Raw genomic sequence first — 17,996 nt, forward strand, 5'->3', positions numbered from 1 at the left:
GCGCGGTTTTCGCATCGCAACGACGAACAAGCGAAAGGCGCCCGAAAGCTGCGTTCGACCCGCGACGGAATCGAGCGCGACAACGTCAGTTGCAGGCAAATTCCCGTAGTTCCACTGTTTACCTTGCCTTCATTCTCGTCCCGTACCCTCGCGCCAATAATTTAGTCATTGCTGCCGGGCATGACCGGCATTGCGTGCATTGAGGACGTAACAGTGGTCAAGCTGCTGGACGAACACGAACGTACGTTGGCCTTTGCCGAAGTCGCGCTTGGTCAGATCCGCTCGCTTCGCCAGACCGCCGTCCCCCGCAACTATGAAATCTGGTACGTCTACGCGACCGGCTACAACGCACCGCTCAACAAGGTCATCAACGAGACGCTGGCGCGCAGCGGCAAGCTCTCCGAGTCCGATCTCGAGCAGATCTACGAAACCTATCTCTCGCACATCAAGACCTCGGACCGCATCGACAAGGTCGGCGCGCGCGTCATCGGCGAGATCGATGCCGTCATGCGGCTGATCACCGATGCGCTCGGTGTGTCCGCGACCTACGACGCGAGCCTCGTCGGCGCCAGCGACCGCCTCTCGACGGCGACCACCCGAGACCAGATCAAGACCATCGTCGAGGGGCTGGCCAGATCGACGCGCGAGATGCGCGAGACCAATCAGGCCCTGGAGAACCGGCTCGCGCTGTCGAAGTCGGAGATCAGCGACCTGCAACACAGCCTCGAGGCGATCCGCGCCGAGAGCCTGACCGATCCGCTCACCGGCCTCGGCAACCGGAAATATTTCGACCGCTCGATCGACATGGCGGTGCAGACGGCACTCGCCAGCGGCGAACCGCTGTCGCTTCTGATGTTCGACATCGATCACTTCAAGTCGTTCAACGATTCCTACGGCCATCTCACCGGCGACCAGGTGCTGCGGTTGGTGGCGCAATCGCTGAAGCAGAACATCAAGGGCCAGGACATCACCGCCCGCTATGGCGGCGAGGAATTCGCGGTCGTGCTGCCCAACACCGCGCTGCGCCAGGCGCTGACGGTCGCCGACCACATCCGTCGTGCCGTGATGGCCAAGGAGCTGAAGAAGAAGTCGACCGGCGAAATCCTCGGCCGTGTCACGATCTCGGTCGGCGTCTCCATGCTGAAGCCGGCCGACGACACGGATTCGCTGATCGAACGCGCCGACGCCTGCCTCTATGCTGCCAAGCATGCCGGCCGCAACCGCGTGATCTGCGAGGCCGATCCGGAATACAGCGCCGAGAGCCAGACGCGCGTCGCGTAAATTCCCCTCTCAGAACTTCGTAGAGTGGGCAAAGGCGCGATAGCGCCGTGCCCCCCGTCCTAGCGCCGTCGAGTCTGGTGGGCACGCTTCGCTTTGCCCACCCTACGCTTCGATTTGGCGGCACGCTTCTTCGCTACGCTCTGGGCCGCAGCTGTCTCCTTCGCCGGCGTCTTCGACTTTCCCGCGGCCGCTCGTTTCCTCGGCCGCTTGCGCAGCGCGGCGCGCTGGGCGGCGCCGAGCGCCGAGCGCGCCCAGGCTGCGAGCTCCTCGGTATCGTCGAACAGCCGCGCCGGCAGCTGCCAGTAGGAGTTCACCGTGACGGCCTTGCTCCGCGTCGTGTACTGGAACGGCTTGGAGCCTTCCGCCTCGAATTGCGGGATGGTCGCCTCGTCGGCGCGGAAGTAGAGCCCGGCCCGCAAGGCAAGCGCGAAATTGGTGCCGTCGGCGGAGATGCCGTAGCCGGAGAACATCCGGCGCAGCGTGACCGGGCCGAAATCGACGAACAGATCGGTGAGAAACTCACGGTCCATGGGCCCATCGCCTCGCTTTGCGCGCTCAAGTGAATAGCGCAGCGCCATCCACGTCATTGCGAGCGAAGCGAAGCAATCCATTCAACCGCGTATGCGGACCCATGGATTGCTTCGTCGCTTTTGCTCCTCGCAATGACCCCGGATGGAATTGGTGGTCGCACGCACAGACCGGCGTTCGCCCGATCTTTCTAGACCGTGGCCGGCTTGAGCTGCACCGATTCGCCGCAGCCGCAGGCGGAGACCTGGTTCGGATTGTTGAACACGAACTGGGCCTGCATCTTGTCGGCCACGTAATCCATCTCGGTGCCGAGCAGGAACAGCACGGCCTTCGGATCGACCAGGATCTTGACGCCCTTGTCCTCGACCACTTCGTCGCTCGGGCGGATCTCGTGGGCGTATTCGACGGTGTAGGATTGTCCGGCGCAACCGCCGTTCTTGATGCCGACGCGCAGCCCGATAATCTCCGAGTCGGCGCGCTTGGTCAGCTCGCTGATCCGCTCCGCCGCGGCATCGGTCAGCCTCATGACCTGCGGGCGCGGCCGCTTCGGCTTGGCTGGGGTTGGTGAAGCTTGCGTCATGTCACTCATGTGGTCAGTCCCAGCGGCAAATCAATTGCCGGATATTCCGATGTTAAGTTCAATCCCCTAACGCATCACCACATATTGAGGACGAGGCGCGCCTCGTCCGACATCCGGTCCGGCGTCCAGGCCGGATCCCAGACCAGATTGACGTTCACCACGCCGACGCCGGGAACGCTGGCAACCGCGTTCTCGACCATGGTCGGCAGTTCACCCGCGGCCGGGCAGTTCGGCGTGGTCAGCGTCATCAGGATGTCGACCGACCGATCGTCCTTGAGGTCGACCTTGTAGATCAGGCCGAGCTCGTAGATGTCAGCCGGGATTTCCGGATCGAACACCGTCTTCAGCGCCGCGACGATTTCGCCGCTCATGCGCTCGGTCTCCTCCGCCGGCAGTGCCGAGGTGGTTTCCATGGAGGCCGTCTTGACTTCGGCTGTATCGGTCATGCGAACAATTCCCGCGCCTTGATCAGCGCCTGCGCCAGATGGTCGACTTCTTCCCTTGTATTATACATCCCGAAGGATGCACGGCAGGTGGCCGTCACGTTGAACCGCTCTAAAAGCGGCATCACGCAATGGGTACCGGCACGCACCGCGATGCCCTGACGGTCGATCACGGTCGCGACGTCATGAGGATGCGCGCCCTTCATCTCGAAGGAGATCACCGGGCCCTTGTTGCGGGCGGTTCCGATCACGCGCAGCGAGTTGATCTCGCGCAGGCGATCCTGCGCATAGGTGAGCAGGTCATGCTCATGCGCGGCGATCCGCTCCTTGCCGATCGAATTGACGTAGTCGATCGCAGCACCGAGCCCGATCGCCTCGACGATCGGCGGCGTGCCGGCCTCGAACTTGTGCGGCGGATCGCCATAGGTGACCCAATCCCTGGCGACTTCGCGGATCATCTCGCCGCCGCCGTTGAACGGCCGCATCGCCACCAGAAGGTCGTGCTTGGCATAGAGCGCGCCGATGCCGGTCGGGCCATACACCTTGTGGCCGGTGAAGGCATAGAAATCGCAATCGAGGTCCTGGACATCGATCGGCAGATGCACCGCACCCTGCGCGCCGTCGACCAGCACCGGAATGCCGCGGGCATGCGCCAGCCGGATCACCTCCTTGACCGGAACCAGCGTGCCGAGCGCGTTCGACATCTGGGTGATCGCGACGATCTTGGTGCGCGGGGTCAGGAGCTTCTCGAACTCCTCGATCAGGAAGTTGCCTTCGTCGTCGACCGGCGCCCACTTGATCACGGCCCCCTGGCGCTCCCTGAGGAAATGCCACGGCACGATGTTGGAGTGGTGCTCCATGATCGAGAGGACGATCTCGTCGCCCTCCTTGATGTTCACCCCGCCCCAGGACGATGCGACCAAATTGATCGCCTCGGTGACGTTGCGGGTGAAGACGATCTCTTCATCGCGGCGGGCGTTGATGAACTGCGCGACCTTGCCGCGGGCGCCCTCATAGGCCTCCGTCGCCGCGTTGGCGAGGTAATGCAGGCCGCGATGCACGTTGGCGTATTCGCTCTTGTAGGCCTCGGTCATGCGGTCGAGCACCGCATTCGGCTTCTGCGCCGAGGCCGCGTTGTCGAGATAGACCAGCGGCTTGCCGTAGATCTGCATGGCGAGCGCCGGGAAATCCTGCCGCACCAGTGCGACGTCGTAAGAACCGTTGGCGACCGCCTTGTGCATGCTCACGCCCTCGCTTCCAGCCAGCGCTGCGCGGTCGCAATTGCGACCTCGCGCAACGCGTCGCTGGCAATGGTCTCGATCGCCTCGCCGACGAAGGCCTGGATCAGAAGCGCCTGCGCTTCCTTCTCGGGCAGCCCGCGGGCGCGCATGTAGAACAGCAGGCTTTCGTCGAGCGCACCGGTGGTCGCACCGTGACCACAGGTGACGTCGTCGGCGAAGATCTCGAGCTCGGGCTTGTTGTCGGCTTCCGCGTCGTCGGACAGCAAGAGCGCGCGGGTCATCATCTTGGCGTCGGTCTTCTGCGCGTCCGGACGAACGATGATGCGGCCCTGGAATACGCTGTGGGCGCGGTCGTCGACGACGGCACGGAAGATCTCACGGCTCGCGCAATGCGGCACCGCGTGATCCATAAACAGCGTGGTGTCGGCGTGCTGCTTGCCGTTGATCAGGTTGACGCCATTGGTCTCGACCTTCGAGCCCTCGCCGGCGCAGGTCACCGTCAGCTGGTAGCGGCTGACGTGACCGCCCGAGGTCAGGCCGAAGGTGTTGAAATGGGCATGCGCGCCGAGCGACACCGTCGCCGAGGAAATGTTGAAGGCATCGATGCTGTCTTCGACCAGGCGGACATGATCGAGCCGCGCATTGTCGCCGATCGCGACAATCAGCCCGTCATGGGTCTGGTAGGCCTTGGCGCCCACGCCGGCGAGATAGCTCTCCACCAGCGTGACGCCGGCATCGCGGCCGAGCCGCAGCAGCGAGCGCGTGAACATCGAGGCCGGCGCCGTGCCTGACGCGACGTGAACGATGTGCAGCGGCTGGGTCAGCACGGTGCCGTCGGCAACCTCGATGACGACGCCGTCGGTCGCCATCGCACCGTTCAGCGCGATCATCGGGTTGGAGACGTCGGTCGCAATGGCCTGCGCGGACAGCGCGTCGTCGCCCGCGTCGAGTACGTCGCGCAGCGGGCGGATGCTGAAGCCTTTGTCGAGATTGCCGAGATCCGAGAGATCAGGCACGAACGCACCGTCGACCAGCACCAGGCGGCGCACGCCGTCGATCGCGCGCAGCTTGATCGCGGCTGCGGCGCGATCAAGCGCGGCGGCATCCGGCGCGGGGGCCAGCTGCAGCACCCCACGCATCAGCGCGCGCAGATCGGTGTATTTCCAATCCTCGATCCGGCGATGCGGCAGTCCAAGGCGCTCGTAGGCCTCGAATGCCTGGCGGCGCTGATCGGCGATCTTGCCCTTGCCCGGCAGACGGTCGCGCACGACGGCGAATGCATCGCCCAGCGCGCGCCCTGTCTCGGTCTTTGCGACAACGTTCATCTCAAAACCCGTATTTGTCAGGCAGCGTCTTCGAACTGCGCGTAGCCGGACTCTTCCAGCTCCAGCGCCAGTTCCTTGCCGCCGCTCTTCACCACCCGGCCCTTCGACATCACGTGCACGACATCAGGCACGATGTAGTTGAGCAGCCGCTGGTAGTGGGTGATCACGACCATCGCGCGCTCCGGCGAGCGCAGCGCGTTGACACCGTCGGCGGCGATCCGCAGCGCGTCGATGTCCAAACCAGAGTCCATTTCGTCGAGAATGCAGACGGCCGGCTCGAACAGCGCCATCTGCAGGATCTCGTTGCGCTTCTTCTCACCGCCGGAGAAGCCGACATTGACGCCGCGCTTCAGCATGTCCTGCGGAATGTTGAGCGACTTGGCGACCTCGCGGACCTTCTTGAGGAAGGCCGGCGACGAGATCTCGTCCTCGCCGCGCGCCTTGCGCTGCGCGTTGAGCGCCGCATGCAGAAAATTCCAGGTGGTGACGCCGGGGATCTCGACCGGATACTGGAACGCCAGGAACACGCCCTTGGCGGCGCGCTCATTGGGCTCCATCTCCAGGAGGTCTTCGCCCTTGAACAGGATCTGGCCGCCGGTGACTTCATAGCCCGGCTTGCCGGCGATGACGTGCGACAGCGTCGATTTGCCGGAGCCGTTCGGCCCCATGATCGCGTGCACCTCGCCCGGGTTCACGGTGAGCGACAGCCCGTGGAGGATCTCGCGCTCCTCAACACGAACCTTGAGATCTTTCACTTCAAGCAGAGACATCTGATTTTTCCTGAGCATCACCCGGGGGCGCGTCGGTCGCGCCCTCACGCGGGATGGATTAACCAACCGAACCTTCAAGGCTGATCGAGATCAGCTTCTGCGCTTCCACCGCGAACTCCATCGGCAGTTGCTGCAGCACGTCCTTCACGAAGCCGTTGACGACGAGGCCGACGGCTTCTTCTTGGCTGAGCCCGCGCTGGATGCAGTAGAACAGCACGTCCTCGGAAATCTTCGACGTCGTCGCTTCATGCTCGAACGTCGCCGAGGAATTCTTGGCCTCGACATAGGGCACGGTGTGCGCGCCGCATTTGTCGCCGATCAGGAGCGAGTCGCAGGCGGTGTAGTTGCGCGCTCCGGTCGCCTTGCGATGGGCGCTGACGAGGCCGCGATAGGTGTTCTGCGACTTGCCGGCGGCGATGCCCTTGGAGATGATCCGGCTCGACGTGTTCTTGCCGAGATGAATCATCTTGGTGCCGCTATCGACCTGCTGGAAGCCGTTCGAGATCGCGATCGAGTAGAACTCGCCGCTCGAATTGTCGCCGCGCAGGATGCAGCTCGGATACTTCCAGGTGATCGCCGAACCGGTCTCGACCTGGGTCCAGGAGATCTTGGAATTCTTGCCGCGGCAGTCGCCACGCTTGGTGACGAAATTGTAGATGCCGCCCTTGCCCTCGGAATTGCCGGGGTACCAGTTCTGCACCGTCGAATATTTGATCTCGGCGTCATCGAGCGTGACGAGTTCGACCACCGCTGCATGCAGCTGGTTCTCGTCGCGCTGCGGCGCGGTGCAGCCTTCGAGATAGGAGACGTAGGAGCCCTTGTCGGCGATGATCAGCGTGCGCTCGAACTGACCGGTGTTGCGCTCGTTGATGCGGAAATAGGTCGACAGCTCCATCGGGCAGCGCACGCCCGGCGGCACATAGACGAACGAGCCGTCCGAAAACACAGCCGAATTCAGCGTCGCGAAGTAATTGTCCGAGGTCGGCACCACGGTGCCGAGATATTTCTGCACCAGCTCGGGATGCTCGCGGATCGCCTCCGAGATCGGCATGAAGATCACGCCGGCCGCCTTCAGCTCCTTCTGGAAGGTGGTCGCGACCGAGACCGAATCGAACACGGCATCGACCGCGATCTTGCGGTTCGGCGTCTGCTCGCCGCCGGGCGGCGGCTCGACGCCCTCGAGGATCGCGACCTCGCGGAGCGGAATGCCGAGCTTCTCATAGGTCTTGAGGATTTCCGGATCGATCTCGTCGATCGAGGACAGCGTCTTCTTCGGCTTCGGCGCCGCGTAGTAATAGATGTCCTGGTAGTCGATCTTCGGATAGTCGACGCGCGCCCAGGTCGGCTCGGTCATGGTCAGCCAGCGGCGATACGCCTCCAGGCGCCATTCCAGCATCCAGGCCGGCTCATTCTTCTTTGCGGAGATGAAGCGGACGGTGTCTTCCGACAGCCCCTTCGGGGCCTTGTCGGACTCGATCAGCGTCTCAAACCCATATCGATACTGGTCGACGTCGATGCGCCGGACGCGCTCGACCGTCTCTTGTACAGCAGGCATTCAATCCTCCGCTCGCGGTTTCAAGGACCGCGGTGGATCTCAAGTTCCGAAAATCTCTTACGATGCTTTGACGACGAAATCCGCTTAGAACAGTTCAAGCTGTGTTTCGTCGTTCCCCCTTAACTAAGGTATCGGCGAGCTTTCGCCAAGCCTTGAGGGTCAAATCCACGTCTGTCTCCGTGGTAGACCAGCCAAGACTGAGCCGCACCGCTCCCCGCGACACCTCTGAACGGTATCCCATTGCCTCAAGTACGTGCGAGGGCTGGACCTTGCCCGACGAACAGGCGGAACCGGAGGAGACCGCGATTCCCCCGAGGTCGAAGCCGATGACCGCCGTTTCGGCCTTCATCCCTGGCGCGGTGAACAAAACGGTATTCGGCAACCTCTTGACGTCGTCGGAGAACACCAGCACGTCCGGCGTCTGCCGCAGCCCGTGCTCGAGCCGCTCACGCAGTCCACGCACGCGCGCGGCGTCGGCCTTCAGCGCCGCCATCGCGGCCTTGGTGGCCGCACCAAAGCCGGCAATCCCGGCGACGTTCTCGGTCCCCGCCCGCCGCCCGAGTTCCTGCCCGCCGCCGCGCAGCGCCGCCTCGAGCCCCTCGATGCCATCGGCAAGCACCAGCGCGCCCGTACCCTTCGGCCCGCCGATCTTGTGCGCCGACAGCGTCACGAGGTCGGCCTGGATCGAGGCCAGATCGAACGGGATCTTGCCGAACGCCTGGATCGCATCGACGTGCAGCAGCCCGCCGCCCGCATGGACGATCTCGGCGACGCCGGCCACCGGCTGAATCGCGCCGGTCTCGTTGTTCGCCAGCATCACGGAGACCAAAGCTGGCGCACCATCCGCCAGCAGTGCGCGCAGGTGTTCGAGATCGATCACACCGGCGCGTGTGACCTTGATGGCGCCGATTGCGTCCGCGGCAAACCGCCCGCCCGCGAGCACGGAGGCATGCTCGATCGCCGACACCAGCAGCCGCCGCACCGGCGCGCCCGCCCCGCGGTGCAATCCCGGCGTCAACGCCAGCGCATTGGCCTCGGTGCCGCCGGAGAGAAACACGACGTCCTGCGGCCGGCCGCCGACTGCCTTGGCCACCGCGTTGCGGGCATCCTCGACCAGCCGGCGCGCCCGCCGTCCCTCGCTGTGCACCGAGGACGGGTTGCCGCTCAACTCCCACGCCGCAGCCATCGCCGCCTTCGCTTCCTGGCGAAGCGGCGTGGTGGCGTTCCAGTCGAGATAGACGCGATCGGCCATCGAGCTTGTCGCCGCAATCAGCGTGGTTGCGGCCCTCCCACTGCGACATAACCGTAGTCCGGCACCGAGACCAGATCAGAGTCCCCGGTGCGAAGGATTTTTCGTATCTCGCCGGACGTCTCATGGTGTTGCCAAGCAAGACATTCGCAAGCACCCGTGACAAACCAAAGCTTCAGGTAGCCGATGGCAAAATCCGGCATGCCGATCTTGATCGTCGCGGATGTGTCGGCTGCACGCGCCTCACGATATGGATTCGCCGCCGCCAAGCGGCACAATTTCCTTGATTTTTGCCCCTTGCGTCATGCTAGAAGGCCCTCCAGCGTGCCGCCCGGCGGTGCCTGCGCCCGATTTCATCATGAGCCGCCCTGTTCGCGCCCGTCGCTGAAGATGGCTCCAACCGGTTGATTGATCGACGTCAATCAAGGGAACGCGTCAATCAAGGGAACACAATGCCTGAAGTGATTTTCACCGGCCCCGCTGGCCGTCTCGAAGGCCGCTATCACCCGGCCAAGCAGAAGAACGCGCCGATTGCGATGATCCTGCATCCGCATCCGCAGTTCCACGGCACGATGAACCACCAGATCGTCTATCAGTGCTACTACGCGTTCGCGCATCGCGGCTTCTCGGTGCTGCGCTTCAATTTCCGTGGCGTCGGCCGCAGCCAGGGCTCGTTCGATCACGGCACCGGCGAACTGTCCGACGCGGCGAGCGCGCTCGACTGGGCGCAGGCGATCAATCCCGAGGCGCGCGCCTGCTGGGTCGCCGGCTTCTCGTTCGGCGCATGGATCGGCATGCAGCTTCTGATGCGCCGGCCGGAGGTCGAGGGCTTCATCTCGATCGCGCCGCCCGCCAATCTCTACGACTTCTCGTTCCTCGCGCCCTGCCCGTCGTCGGGCCTGATCGTGCATGGCGACAAGGATGCCGTGGTGCCGCCCAAGGACGTCAACACGCTGGTCGAGAAGCTGAAGACGCAGAAGGGCATCGTGATCGACCAGCAGGTGATCCCGGGCGCCAACCATTTCTTCGACGGCAAGCTCGAGCCGCTGATGGAGACGGTGACCGGCTATCTCGACATGCGTCTCGCCAACGTGCGCTGAGGACGCGGATCTTGTAGCCCGGATGGAGCGCAGCGAAATCCGGGACCACTCTCAACGCGGATAGAACCCCGGATTACGCGGTGCCTGTCATCGGGCGCGCGTTCGCGCGACCCGTTGGCTTCATCCGGCTACGGCTTTACTCCGGCGCGAATTTCAGCGCCGCGATCCCGACCAGCACCAGCGCAATCCCCGCGACCTTCATCGGGTTCAGCGCTTCGTTGAACAACAGCACGCCCATCGCGAGCGTGCCGGCCGCGCCGATGCCGGTCCACACCGTGTAGGCGACGCCGACGCCGAGTACCTGCAGCGCGCGCCCGAGCAGGAACACGAACGCGGCGAGCAGCAGCAGCGAGACCAGCGTCCAGCCAAGTCGCGTGTAGCCCTCGGCATATTTCATCGAGATCGCCCAGCCGACGTCGAGAAGACCGGCGACGACGAGCGCGATCCAGGCAAGCGAGTGCGACATGGCTTAGGCGGCAAGCTTCAGCATGTGCGCGCGGTGGCCGACCAGGAACGCGTGCAGCAGCGCCGGGTAGTCCGGCGACACCGCGTTGCGCACGCTCGGCCGCTGCGCCAGCGCACTGCGCCAGGCGCGCAGCTTCGGCGTATGCGTGAACACGGCGAGATCGGTCAGCTGGTCGAACAGGTCGAAGTAGCGGAAGACCGGCGCGAACACCGCATCGACCAGGCCGAACTTGTCGCCCGCGAAGAACGGACCGGCGCCGAGCGCCGCCTCGACGCGCGCGAATTTCGCCGCGACCGCCTGCCGCTTGCTCTCATGGGTCGCGGCATCCGTTGCGGTCTCGAGCCCCCAGAGATCGCCGAGAACGGCCGAGCCGAACTCCATCCAGGCGCGATGCTCGGCGCGCGTGAGCGCGTCCTGCGGATGCAGCTTGGCGCCGGCTTGCGTCTCCTCGATGTACTCGCAGATCACGTTGCTTTCGAATAGTGCGACTTCCTTGCCGTCGTCGCCGGTCACCACCAGCACGGGCACCTTGCCGAGCGGCGAGATCTTCAGGAACCAATCCGGCTTGTTGGCGAGATCGATGTCGATCCGCTCGAACGGCACGCCCTTCTCATGCAGCGCGATCACAGCGCGTTGCACATAGGGACAGAGCTTGTGGCTGATCAGCTTCAGGGCGGCCATGACGAACCTCGCGTTCAATGCAACTGCATCGAATTAAATGCACCGGCATGGAACTGTCAAGATAGATGCATTTGCATCTAAATCACGGTCGCGCGATGATGCCCCCGGTCATCGGGATCGGCACCCCCGTGGTGGTGGGGTAGCTCAGCGGCAGTCCCTTCATGCCGCGCGCGGCGAGGAAGCCGAACGCCTGGGCCTCGATCGCGTCGGCGGCCCAGCCGAGCGCTTCGGCCGGCTCGACGGTTGCCGGCGCCAGGCGGTCGCGCAGCATTCGCAGCATCGTCAGGTTGGCGGCGCCGCCGCCACAGATGATCCAGCTCTTCGGCACCTTCGGCAGCAGCGGCACGATCCGCGCGATCGCGGCCGCGGTGAACGCGGTCAGCGTCGCCGCGCCATCGGCCGGCGCCACGGCGCCGAGCTTGAGGCTCGCGAAATCGTTGCGGTCGAGCGATTTCGGCGGCGGAGCCGAGAAGAACGGCAGCGTCAGCGCCTGCGCGATCCAGGCCTCGTCAGGCTTGCCGAGTGCCGCGAACTTGCCGGCGGTGTCGAACGGCTGGTGCATCTGGCGGAACATGAAGTCGTCGAGCAGCGCGTTGCCCGGCCCGGTGTCGCAGGCGATCAGCGCGTCGGCGCCGTCGATATAGGTGATATTGGAGACGCCGCCGATATTGACCACGACGATCGGCCCTTCGCGGTGCAGCGATTGCGCCAGCGCGCGGTGGTACACCGGCACGAACGGCGCGCCCTGCCCGCCGGCGTCGACGTCGGCGGCACGGAAATCATGCATCACCGGGATGTGGATCGCCTTGGCGAGCGCCGGCGCATCGCCGATCTGCACCGTGAGCTTGCGCTCGGGGCGATGCAGCACGGTCTGGCCATGGAACCCGACGATGTCGATCTCCTGGGCGGAGATCCGGTGCTGCGCCGAGAAGCTGGCGACCGCCTCGGCATGGGCTGTGGTGACGGCCTGTTCGGCCTGCCGCAAGATCCCCGGTCGGGCGTCGCGCTGCGACAGGTGAACGGCCTCCGTCAGCGCCTGGCGCAGCAGGCCGCGCTCGCCATCGGTGTAGGGGCGATAGCCGGTGGGTCCGAAGGCCTTGATCTGGCGGCCATCGGTCTCGATCAATGCCACGTCGACCCCGTCGAGCGAGGTCCCGCTCATCAGACCGAGTGCCGTTAACATCATGCTGGAAGCGCCCCAGCCGGGAACCCCCGGCTTGTCTCAAACAAGTACATCCTATAATGCCACTGCGCGTCCGCCGCGGCAGCCCTGAGCATCAAGGTTCCGCAAATAGATGCAAAAACCGTAAAACAAGAATGATCTGGCTCGCCGACAAATGACTGCATTTAAATCGGATTTCCTGAACACTCTACAGGAACGCGGCTTCGTCCACCAGTGCTCCGATTTTGAGGGCCTCGACGCGCTCGCCGCGAAGGGCGAGGCCACCGCCTATGTCGGCTATGACTGCACCGCGCCGTCGCTGCACATCGGCAACTTCCTCACCATGATGATGCTGTACTGGCTGCAGCAGAGCGGCAACAAGCCGATCACGCTGATGGGCGGCGGCACCACGATGGTCGGCGATCCCTCCGGCAAGGACGAGACGCGCGCGATGCGCACGGTCGCCGAGATCGAAGCCAACAAGGCCTCGATCCGCGGCGTGTTCGCCAAGGTGCTGCGCTATGGCGACGGCCACTCCGACGCCATCATGCTCGACAACGCCGAGTGGCTGACGAAATTGAACTGGATCGAGATGCTGCGCGACATCGGCCGGCACTTCTCGGTCAACCGCATGCTGACGATGGATTCGGTGCGGCTCCGGCTCGAGCGCGAGCAGGAGATGAGCTTCATCGAGTTCAACTACATGGTCTGCCAGGCCTACGACTTTGTCGAGCTGTCGCGCCGTGCCGGCTGCCGGCTGCAGATGGGCGGCTCCGACCAGTGGGGCAACATCGTCAACGGCGTCGATCTCGGCCGCCGCATGGGCTCGCCGCAGCTGTTCGCGCTGACCACGCCGCTGCTCACCACCGCCTCCGGCGACAAGATGGGCAAGACCGCCAAGGGCGCGGTGTGGCTCAACGCCGACCAGTTCTCGCCCTACGACTTCTGGCAGTACTGGCGCAATGTCGAGGACGCCGACGTTGTCAAGTTCCTCAAGCTGTTCACCATCCTTCCTATGAGCGAGATCAACAAGCTCGCGGCGTTGGCGGGCGGCGAGATCAACGAGGCCAAGAAGGTGCTGGCGACCGAAGCGACCGCCCTGCTCCATGGTCGCGATGCCGCCAATGAAGCCGCCGAGACCGCGCGCCGCACCTTCGAGGAAGGCGCGCTGGCCGAGACGCTTCCGACGGTTGAAATTCCGCGCGGCGAATTTGAAGCCGGCGTCGGCGTGCTCGCCGCTTTCGTCAAGGCCGAGCTCGTCGCTTCGAACGGCGAAGCGCGGCGGCAGATCAAGGGCGGCGGCCTGCGCGTCAACGATGCTGCCGTGACCGACGAGAAGATGCTGCTGACATCGGCCAACCTCACGCCGGAGGGCGTGGTCAAGCTGTCGCTCGGCAAGAAGCGCCACGTCCTGCTGAAGCCTGCATAGGCGCATTCGCTTTTGTCGGTTGTCGGGAGTGCGGAAAGCGCGCTCCCATCTAGGAGCGCGATCAGCAAAAGTGGACTTCCGGTTTTGCGTCCGATCGCGCTCGAAAAGAATGCGATGGACCAGCAGACCACGCCTCCAAACGACACGCTTTCCGCACCTGCGAAACAGTCGCGCGTCGCGTTGAACGTGCTCGCGCTCTGCTTCGTGCTGTCTGTGCTCGGGCGCGGGCTCAGCGACAGCTTCACGGTGTTCCTGAAACCGATCTCGGAAAATTTCGGCTGGGACCGCGCCTCGGTGGTGTCGGTCTATTCGCTGACCTGGCTCGCCAGCGGCCTCACCGCGCCGCTGGTCGGGCGCCTGTTCGATCGCTCCGGGCCGCGCGTGGTCTATGCGCTCGGCCTGTCGCTGCTCGGCTGCGCGTTCCTGATTGCCTCGCGCGCGCAGCAGCTGTGGCAATTCCAGCTCAGCGTCGGGCTCTGCGTCGGCTTCGGCACCGCGCTGATCGGCAACGTCTCGAACTCGATCCTGCTCGGCCGCTGGTTCGGGCCGCGGCTGCCGACCGCGATGGCCGTGATGTATTCGGCGACCGGCGCCGGCCTGCTGTTGCTGCTGCCGCTGTCGCAGGTCCTGATCGACCGGATCGGTTGGCGCGAGGCCTATCAGGTGTTCGGCGTCGGCGCGCTGTGCCTCCTCGTACCGCTCGTCTTCCTGCCGTGGCGGCTGCTCGCCGGCGGATCGCCGCACATCGTGAAGAAGGCGGAGGCCAGTCTGGCTGACGAGGGCTGGACCTTGCTCAGCGCGATGCGCCACCACGCCTTCTGGGCGCTGTTCTCGACCTTCTTCTTCACCGCGATCGCGATGTATGCGCTGACCGCGCAGATCGTCGCCTATCTGATCGACGTCGGCTTCCCGCCGCTGCAGGCGGCCACCGCCTGGGGCTTCTCCGGCGTCGCGCTGTTCGTCGGCATGCTCGGCGTCTCCACGCTCGACGGCATCATCGGCCGCCGGCCAAGCGTGCTGTTCAGCTACGGCGTCTCGATAGCAGGCATCATCCTGCTCTGGCTGCTGCAATGGTATCCGAACTACTGGCTCTTGACCGGCTTCATCATATGCTTCGGCAGCATGATCGGCTCGCGCGGTCCGCTGATCACCGCGACCGCGCTGAAGATCTTCCGCGGCGAGCGCGTCGGCACGATCTACGGCACGATCATGATCGGCAGCGGCCTCGGCTCCGGCCTCGGCTCATGGGGCGGCGGCCTGATCCACGACTGGACCCACAGCTACAATCCGCTGATTGCGTTTGCGCTGGTCAATGTCGTGCTCGGCCTGATACCGTTTTTGGTGGTGCCGGCGCTGCGGCGCTAGCATCTCGGGGTTTTTCATCGAGGAAGTCGCATATCTCGGCGACAAACACAGGCCATGCCGGCTCGTCTGGAAGCAGAATATGATTGCGGCTTTCAATCGGAACGAACCGCGCGTTTGGAATAGCGTGCGCGAGTGCCAGGCCTTGATCGAACGGAACCAACGCATCGCCGCGGCTGTGCGTGACGAGCGTCGGCGCCGCGATCTGTTGCAGCGCCTCGGAAACGTCGATGTCGCCAAAGGCCAGGAACAGCGACGCAGCGTTCTCCGGTGATGTCGATATGCGCTGCACTTCGTTGAAATCGCGCATTTGCTCCTGCGTCGCGTTTGGATGCACCAGCGAGGTAAAGACCTGACGGAATGCCGGGGTATCCTTGCCCCACCCCTCCCGGATCAGAGTCGCGAGAGCCTCGCACCTGGCAATCTGGTCGGCAGCGCCCCGGTTACGGAAACCGCGCACGTATCCACCGTGCAAGACGAGGCGCGACACACGGTCGGGATGTCGCGCGGCATATGCGATGGCAACCGCAGCGCCCTGCGATATGCCGAACAGGGCAAAGCGCTCGAGCGACAGCGCATCGACGACTGTCTCAAGGTCCTGCACGAGGGCCGCAAACGAAAAGTCGGCGACGCGCCAGTCGGACAGACCGTTACCGCGCTGATCGTATCGAACCAGTTTGTGCCGGGCGGCCAGTTGAGCGTGAAGCGGACTCGAAACCTCGATTTGCCAGTCATGCTCGACATGGGTCAGCCAATTCGCCGTCTTTACGATAGGAGAACCCTGGCCAACGCTCGCTACGGCAAGATGGACTCCGTCAGGCGCTTCGCAGAACGTAATCTCCTCGCGCAACCCAAGTTCCTTGGGCGGCCCAGAAGCACCCTTTGGAAAGCGGGATGAGGCATGTTCTGAGGCCGGTCGTGCTTCCTCCTGCTCCACGTCACCGACGAAACGGATTCCCCGCCGCGCAGCTGTCCGAATATATCGCTGGCTGATGCCGTCATCTCCGATAGCGCGGCGAGCCGCGTTGATCCGGCTGGCTATCGTCGAGTCCGAGACGATCCGGCCGCGCCAAACCGAGGTCACGAGATCATCTTTGGAAACTACCTGGTGACGGTGCTGGATGAGGTGAAGAAGCAGATCGAAAACCTGCGGTTCGACCGTAATCGTTTGAGCGCCGCATTGCAGCTCGCGCCGCTCCGCATCCAGAACGTAATCGCTGAACTTGAAGCGCATCAGGCTCCTCAGGGCTGAGCTTGGCTCGCATACAAATCACAAGCTTCTCAAGCGAAAATCAAGGCTTTCTGAAAGGCAAAATCACGGGTGCCTGCTAGTGCCAAGGTGGGCATTTGGCTCGCCCGCGCGCTGGAGCCATCCATGGCAGCGGGGAAATAGATGAGCAGAATCCTGGTTTGCGGTGGTGGCTTGATCGGGTTGTGCACCGCGATGATGCTTGGCCGCGACGGTCACCACGTCACGGTGCTGGAGGCCGATCCCGAAGATCACCCTTCGACCTCTATCGAGGGCTGGGACGCGTGGCAGCGCCCGGGAGTTGCGCAGTTCAGACAACCCCACAGTCTCCATTCGCGATTTCGAATGATCAGCGATCGAGAATTGCCAGGGCTGACGGACGGCCTGCTTCGCGCCGGTTGCGTCTGGGTGGATTATCTCGATGGTCGATCCCTTCCCCCGACCATCACCGACCGGGCGCCGCGTCCGGGCGATGAAGCGATGCGCTGCGTCGCCGGTCGCAGGCCTACGGTTGAGTGGGTGGTGGCCGCGATGGCGCAGGCAGCATCGAACGTGACCGTCCGTCGGGGAACCAAGGTTCGCGAATTGATCACCGGCACATCGGCCATCCCTGGCGTGCCTCACATTGCCGGGGTCCGCACCATGGCCGGCGAAGAGATTCGTGCCGATCTGGTCGTCGACGCCATGGGACGGAGAAGCCCGGCCAGCGAATGGATTCTCGGTGCAGGCGGCCGCAGTCCCATCGAGGAATCCGAAGATTGCAACTTCGTCTATTTCGGGCGCTATTTCTCAGGGCAGCAGCGGCCTCGCCGGATGGGCAGCACGCTCACGCCGATGGGCCTGTTCTCGATCCTGACGCTGGACGGAGACAACGACACCTGGTCGGTCACCTTGTATACCTCGTCGAAAAACAAGGCGATGCGAGCCTTGCGTGATCCTGTCACATTCCATCGCGTCGTTTCCGCGTGTCCGCTTCAGGCCCATTGGCTCGACGGGGAGCCGATGACGGACGTCCTGTTGATGGCGGGAGTTCTCGACCGGTACCGGCGGTTCATCGTCGATGGCCGGCCCGTCGTCACGGGGTTCGCCGCTGTTGGTGACGCATGGGCCTGCACCAACCCGTCCGGCGGACGGGGATTGAGCGTCGGTTTGCTCCACGCGCAGGTGCTCCGCGATGTCGCGCGCCGGCACATCAACAATCCCGACGCATTCTCACGGGACTACGATCTGGAGACCGACCGCCAGGTCGGTCCGTATTATCGAAACCAGATCGCGGCGGACCGAGCGCGGGTCGCCGAGATGAACGCGCTGGACCAAGGCTTGGCAATGCCTGAGCCCAATCCGATCACCGCCAGGCTGCTTGCTGCCGCGTCCCATGACGCCGACGTTTTTCGCGGGATACTCGAGATTGCAATGTGCGTTGCGCTGCCTCAAGACGTCATTGCGAGGCCGCGCGTCGCCGCAAAACTAGCCGAACTGGACGGCGAGGCATTACCGCCGCCCCCCGGCATCTTCGATCGACATCGGCTGGCGGAGCTGCTGGACGGCTGATCTTCGAAGCGTGCTTTGCGCCCC

At 64.2% G+C, this 17,996-nt stretch carries 18 protein-coding genes; 5 read left to right on the plus strand and 13 right to left on the minus strand.

Annotated features, from left to right (window positions below):
• The first annotated feature begins 213 nt into the window (after positions 1-213).
• A complete protein-coding gene (locus ACVW17_RS28830) occupies positions 214-1,281 on the plus strand; it encodes a GGDEF domain-containing protein (RefSeq protein ID WP_456755014.1) in 1,068 nt (355 codons plus the stop codon).
• Between the two features lie 59 nt (positions 1,282-1,340).
• Here the strand turns inward: ACVW17_RS28830 and ACVW17_RS28835 are convergent, their stop codons facing one another.
• The 9 genes from ACVW17_RS28835 to ACVW17_RS28875 form a co-directional block, all read right to left on the minus strand.
• Entirely contained in the window at positions 1,341-1,811 is a 471-nt protein-coding gene (locus ACVW17_RS28835) for a TfoX/Sxy family protein (RefSeq protein ID WP_456755015.1), read from the minus strand.
• Between the two features lie 188 nt (positions 1,812-1,999).
• On the minus strand, positions 2,000-2,389 hold the full coding sequence (locus ACVW17_RS28840) for a HesB/IscA family protein (RefSeq protein WP_456756552.1): 390 nt from the start codon (positions 2,387-2,389) through the stop codon (positions 2,000-2,002).
• 74 nt (positions 2,390-2,463) lie between these two features.
• The gene (locus ACVW17_RS28845) at positions 2,464-2,835 is read right to left on the minus strand and encodes an SUF system Fe-S cluster assembly protein (protein WP_024578412.1); all 372 of its coding nucleotides are present in this window, start codon (positions 2,833-2,835) and stop codon (positions 2,464-2,466) included.
• Positions 2,832-4,079 carry a cysteine desulfurase gene (locus ACVW17_RS28850; protein ID WP_456755016.1) on the minus strand — a complete coding sequence of 416 codons (1,248 nt, stop codon included), beginning with the start codon at positions 4,077-4,079 and terminating at the stop codon, positions 2,832-2,834. The genes ACVW17_RS28845 and ACVW17_RS28850 overlap by 4 nt, the downstream gene beginning before the upstream one ends.
• Positions 4,076-5,398 (minus strand): Fe-S cluster assembly protein SufD, encoded by a 1,323-nt coding sequence (sufD, locus tag ACVW17_RS28855; RefSeq protein ID WP_456755017.1) that lies wholly within the window; start codon positions 5,396-5,398, stop codon positions 4,076-4,078. The genes ACVW17_RS28850 and sufD overlap by 4 nt, the downstream gene beginning before the upstream one ends.
• A 17-nt stretch (positions 5,399-5,415) precedes the next feature.
• Complete coding sequence (sufC, locus tag ACVW17_RS28860; protein ID WP_456755018.1) at positions 5,416-6,168, minus strand: Fe-S cluster assembly ATPase SufC; 753 nt, start codon at positions 6,166-6,168, stop codon at positions 5,416-5,418.
• A gap of 58 nt (positions 6,169-6,226) precedes the next feature.
• Positions 6,227-7,723: a Fe-S cluster assembly protein SufB gene (gene sufB, locus ACVW17_RS28865; RefSeq protein ID WP_018271445.1), complete on the minus strand. Its 1,497-nt coding sequence runs from the start codon at positions 7,721-7,723 to the stop codon at positions 6,227-6,229.
• Positions 7,724-7,817: 94 nt separating this feature from the next.
• Positions 7,818-8,975 carry a cysteine desulfurase family protein gene (locus ACVW17_RS28870; protein WP_456755019.1) on the minus strand — a complete coding sequence of 386 codons (1,158 nt, stop codon included), beginning with the start codon at positions 8,973-8,975 and terminating at the stop codon, positions 7,818-7,820.
• 17 nt (positions 8,976-8,992) lie between these two features.
• The gene (locus ACVW17_RS28875) at positions 8,993-9,241 is read right to left on the minus strand and encodes a hypothetical protein (protein ID WP_456755020.1); all 249 of its coding nucleotides are present in this window, start codon (positions 9,239-9,241) and stop codon (positions 8,993-8,995) included.
• A 183-nt stretch (positions 9,242-9,424) separates the two neighbouring features.
• Between ACVW17_RS28875 and ACVW17_RS28880 the strand changes: the two genes are divergently transcribed.
• A complete protein-coding gene (locus ACVW17_RS28880) occupies positions 9,425-10,072 on the plus strand; it encodes an alpha/beta hydrolase (RefSeq protein ID WP_016843213.1) in 648 nt (215 codons plus the stop codon).
• Positions 10,073-10,208: 136 nt separating this feature from the next.
• Here the strand turns inward: ACVW17_RS28880 and ACVW17_RS28885 are convergent, their stop codons facing one another.
• The 3 genes from ACVW17_RS28885 to ACVW17_RS28895 form a co-directional block, all read right to left on the minus strand.
• A complete protein-coding gene (locus ACVW17_RS28885) occupies positions 10,209-10,538 on the minus strand; it encodes a DMT family transporter (RefSeq protein WP_456755021.1) in 330 nt (109 codons plus the stop codon).
• A gap of 3 nt (positions 10,539-10,541) precedes the next feature.
• Positions 10,542-11,219, minus strand: coding sequence for a glutathione S-transferase family protein (locus tag ACVW17_RS28890; RefSeq protein ID WP_456798157.1), 678 nt, complete (start codon positions 11,217-11,219; stop codon positions 10,542-10,544).
• An 82-nt stretch (positions 11,220-11,301) separates the two neighbouring features.
• Entirely contained in the window at positions 11,302-12,405 is a 1,104-nt protein-coding gene (locus ACVW17_RS28895; RefSeq protein WP_456755022.1) for an anhydro-N-acetylmuramic acid kinase, read from the minus strand.
• A gap of 151 nt (positions 12,406-12,556) precedes the next feature.
• Here ACVW17_RS28895 and tyrS point away from each other — a divergent pair, with 151 nt between their 5' ends.
• Both tyrS and ACVW17_RS28905 read left to right on the plus strand, forming a co-directional pair.
• Complete coding sequence (tyrS, locus tag ACVW17_RS28900; protein ID WP_456755023.1) at positions 12,557-13,810, plus strand: tyrosine--tRNA ligase; 1,254 nt, start codon at positions 12,557-12,559, stop codon at positions 13,808-13,810.
• Positions 13,811-13,924: 114 nt separating this feature from the next.
• Positions 13,925-15,175: an MFS transporter gene (locus ACVW17_RS28905; protein ID WP_456755024.1), complete on the plus strand. Its 1,251-nt coding sequence runs from the start codon at positions 13,925-13,927 to the stop codon at positions 15,173-15,175.
• On the opposite strand, the gene ACVW17_RS28910 is transcribed toward ACVW17_RS28905, so the two are convergent.
• Complete coding sequence (locus ACVW17_RS28910; RefSeq protein WP_456755025.1) at positions 15,120-16,406, minus strand: alpha/beta fold hydrolase; 1,287 nt, start codon at positions 16,404-16,406, stop codon at positions 15,120-15,122. The genes ACVW17_RS28905 and ACVW17_RS28910 overlap by 56 nt on opposite strands.
• A 159-nt stretch (positions 16,407-16,565) precedes the next feature.
• Between ACVW17_RS28910 and ACVW17_RS28915 the strand changes: the two genes are divergently transcribed.
• Complete coding sequence (locus tag ACVW17_RS28915; RefSeq protein WP_456755026.1) at positions 16,566-17,972, plus strand: FAD-dependent oxidoreductase; 1,407 nt, start codon at positions 16,566-16,568, stop codon at positions 17,970-17,972.
• Positions 17,973-17,996 lie beyond the last annotated feature (24 nt).

This window comes from Bradyrhizobium sp. USDA 4473, assembly GCF_054063335.1.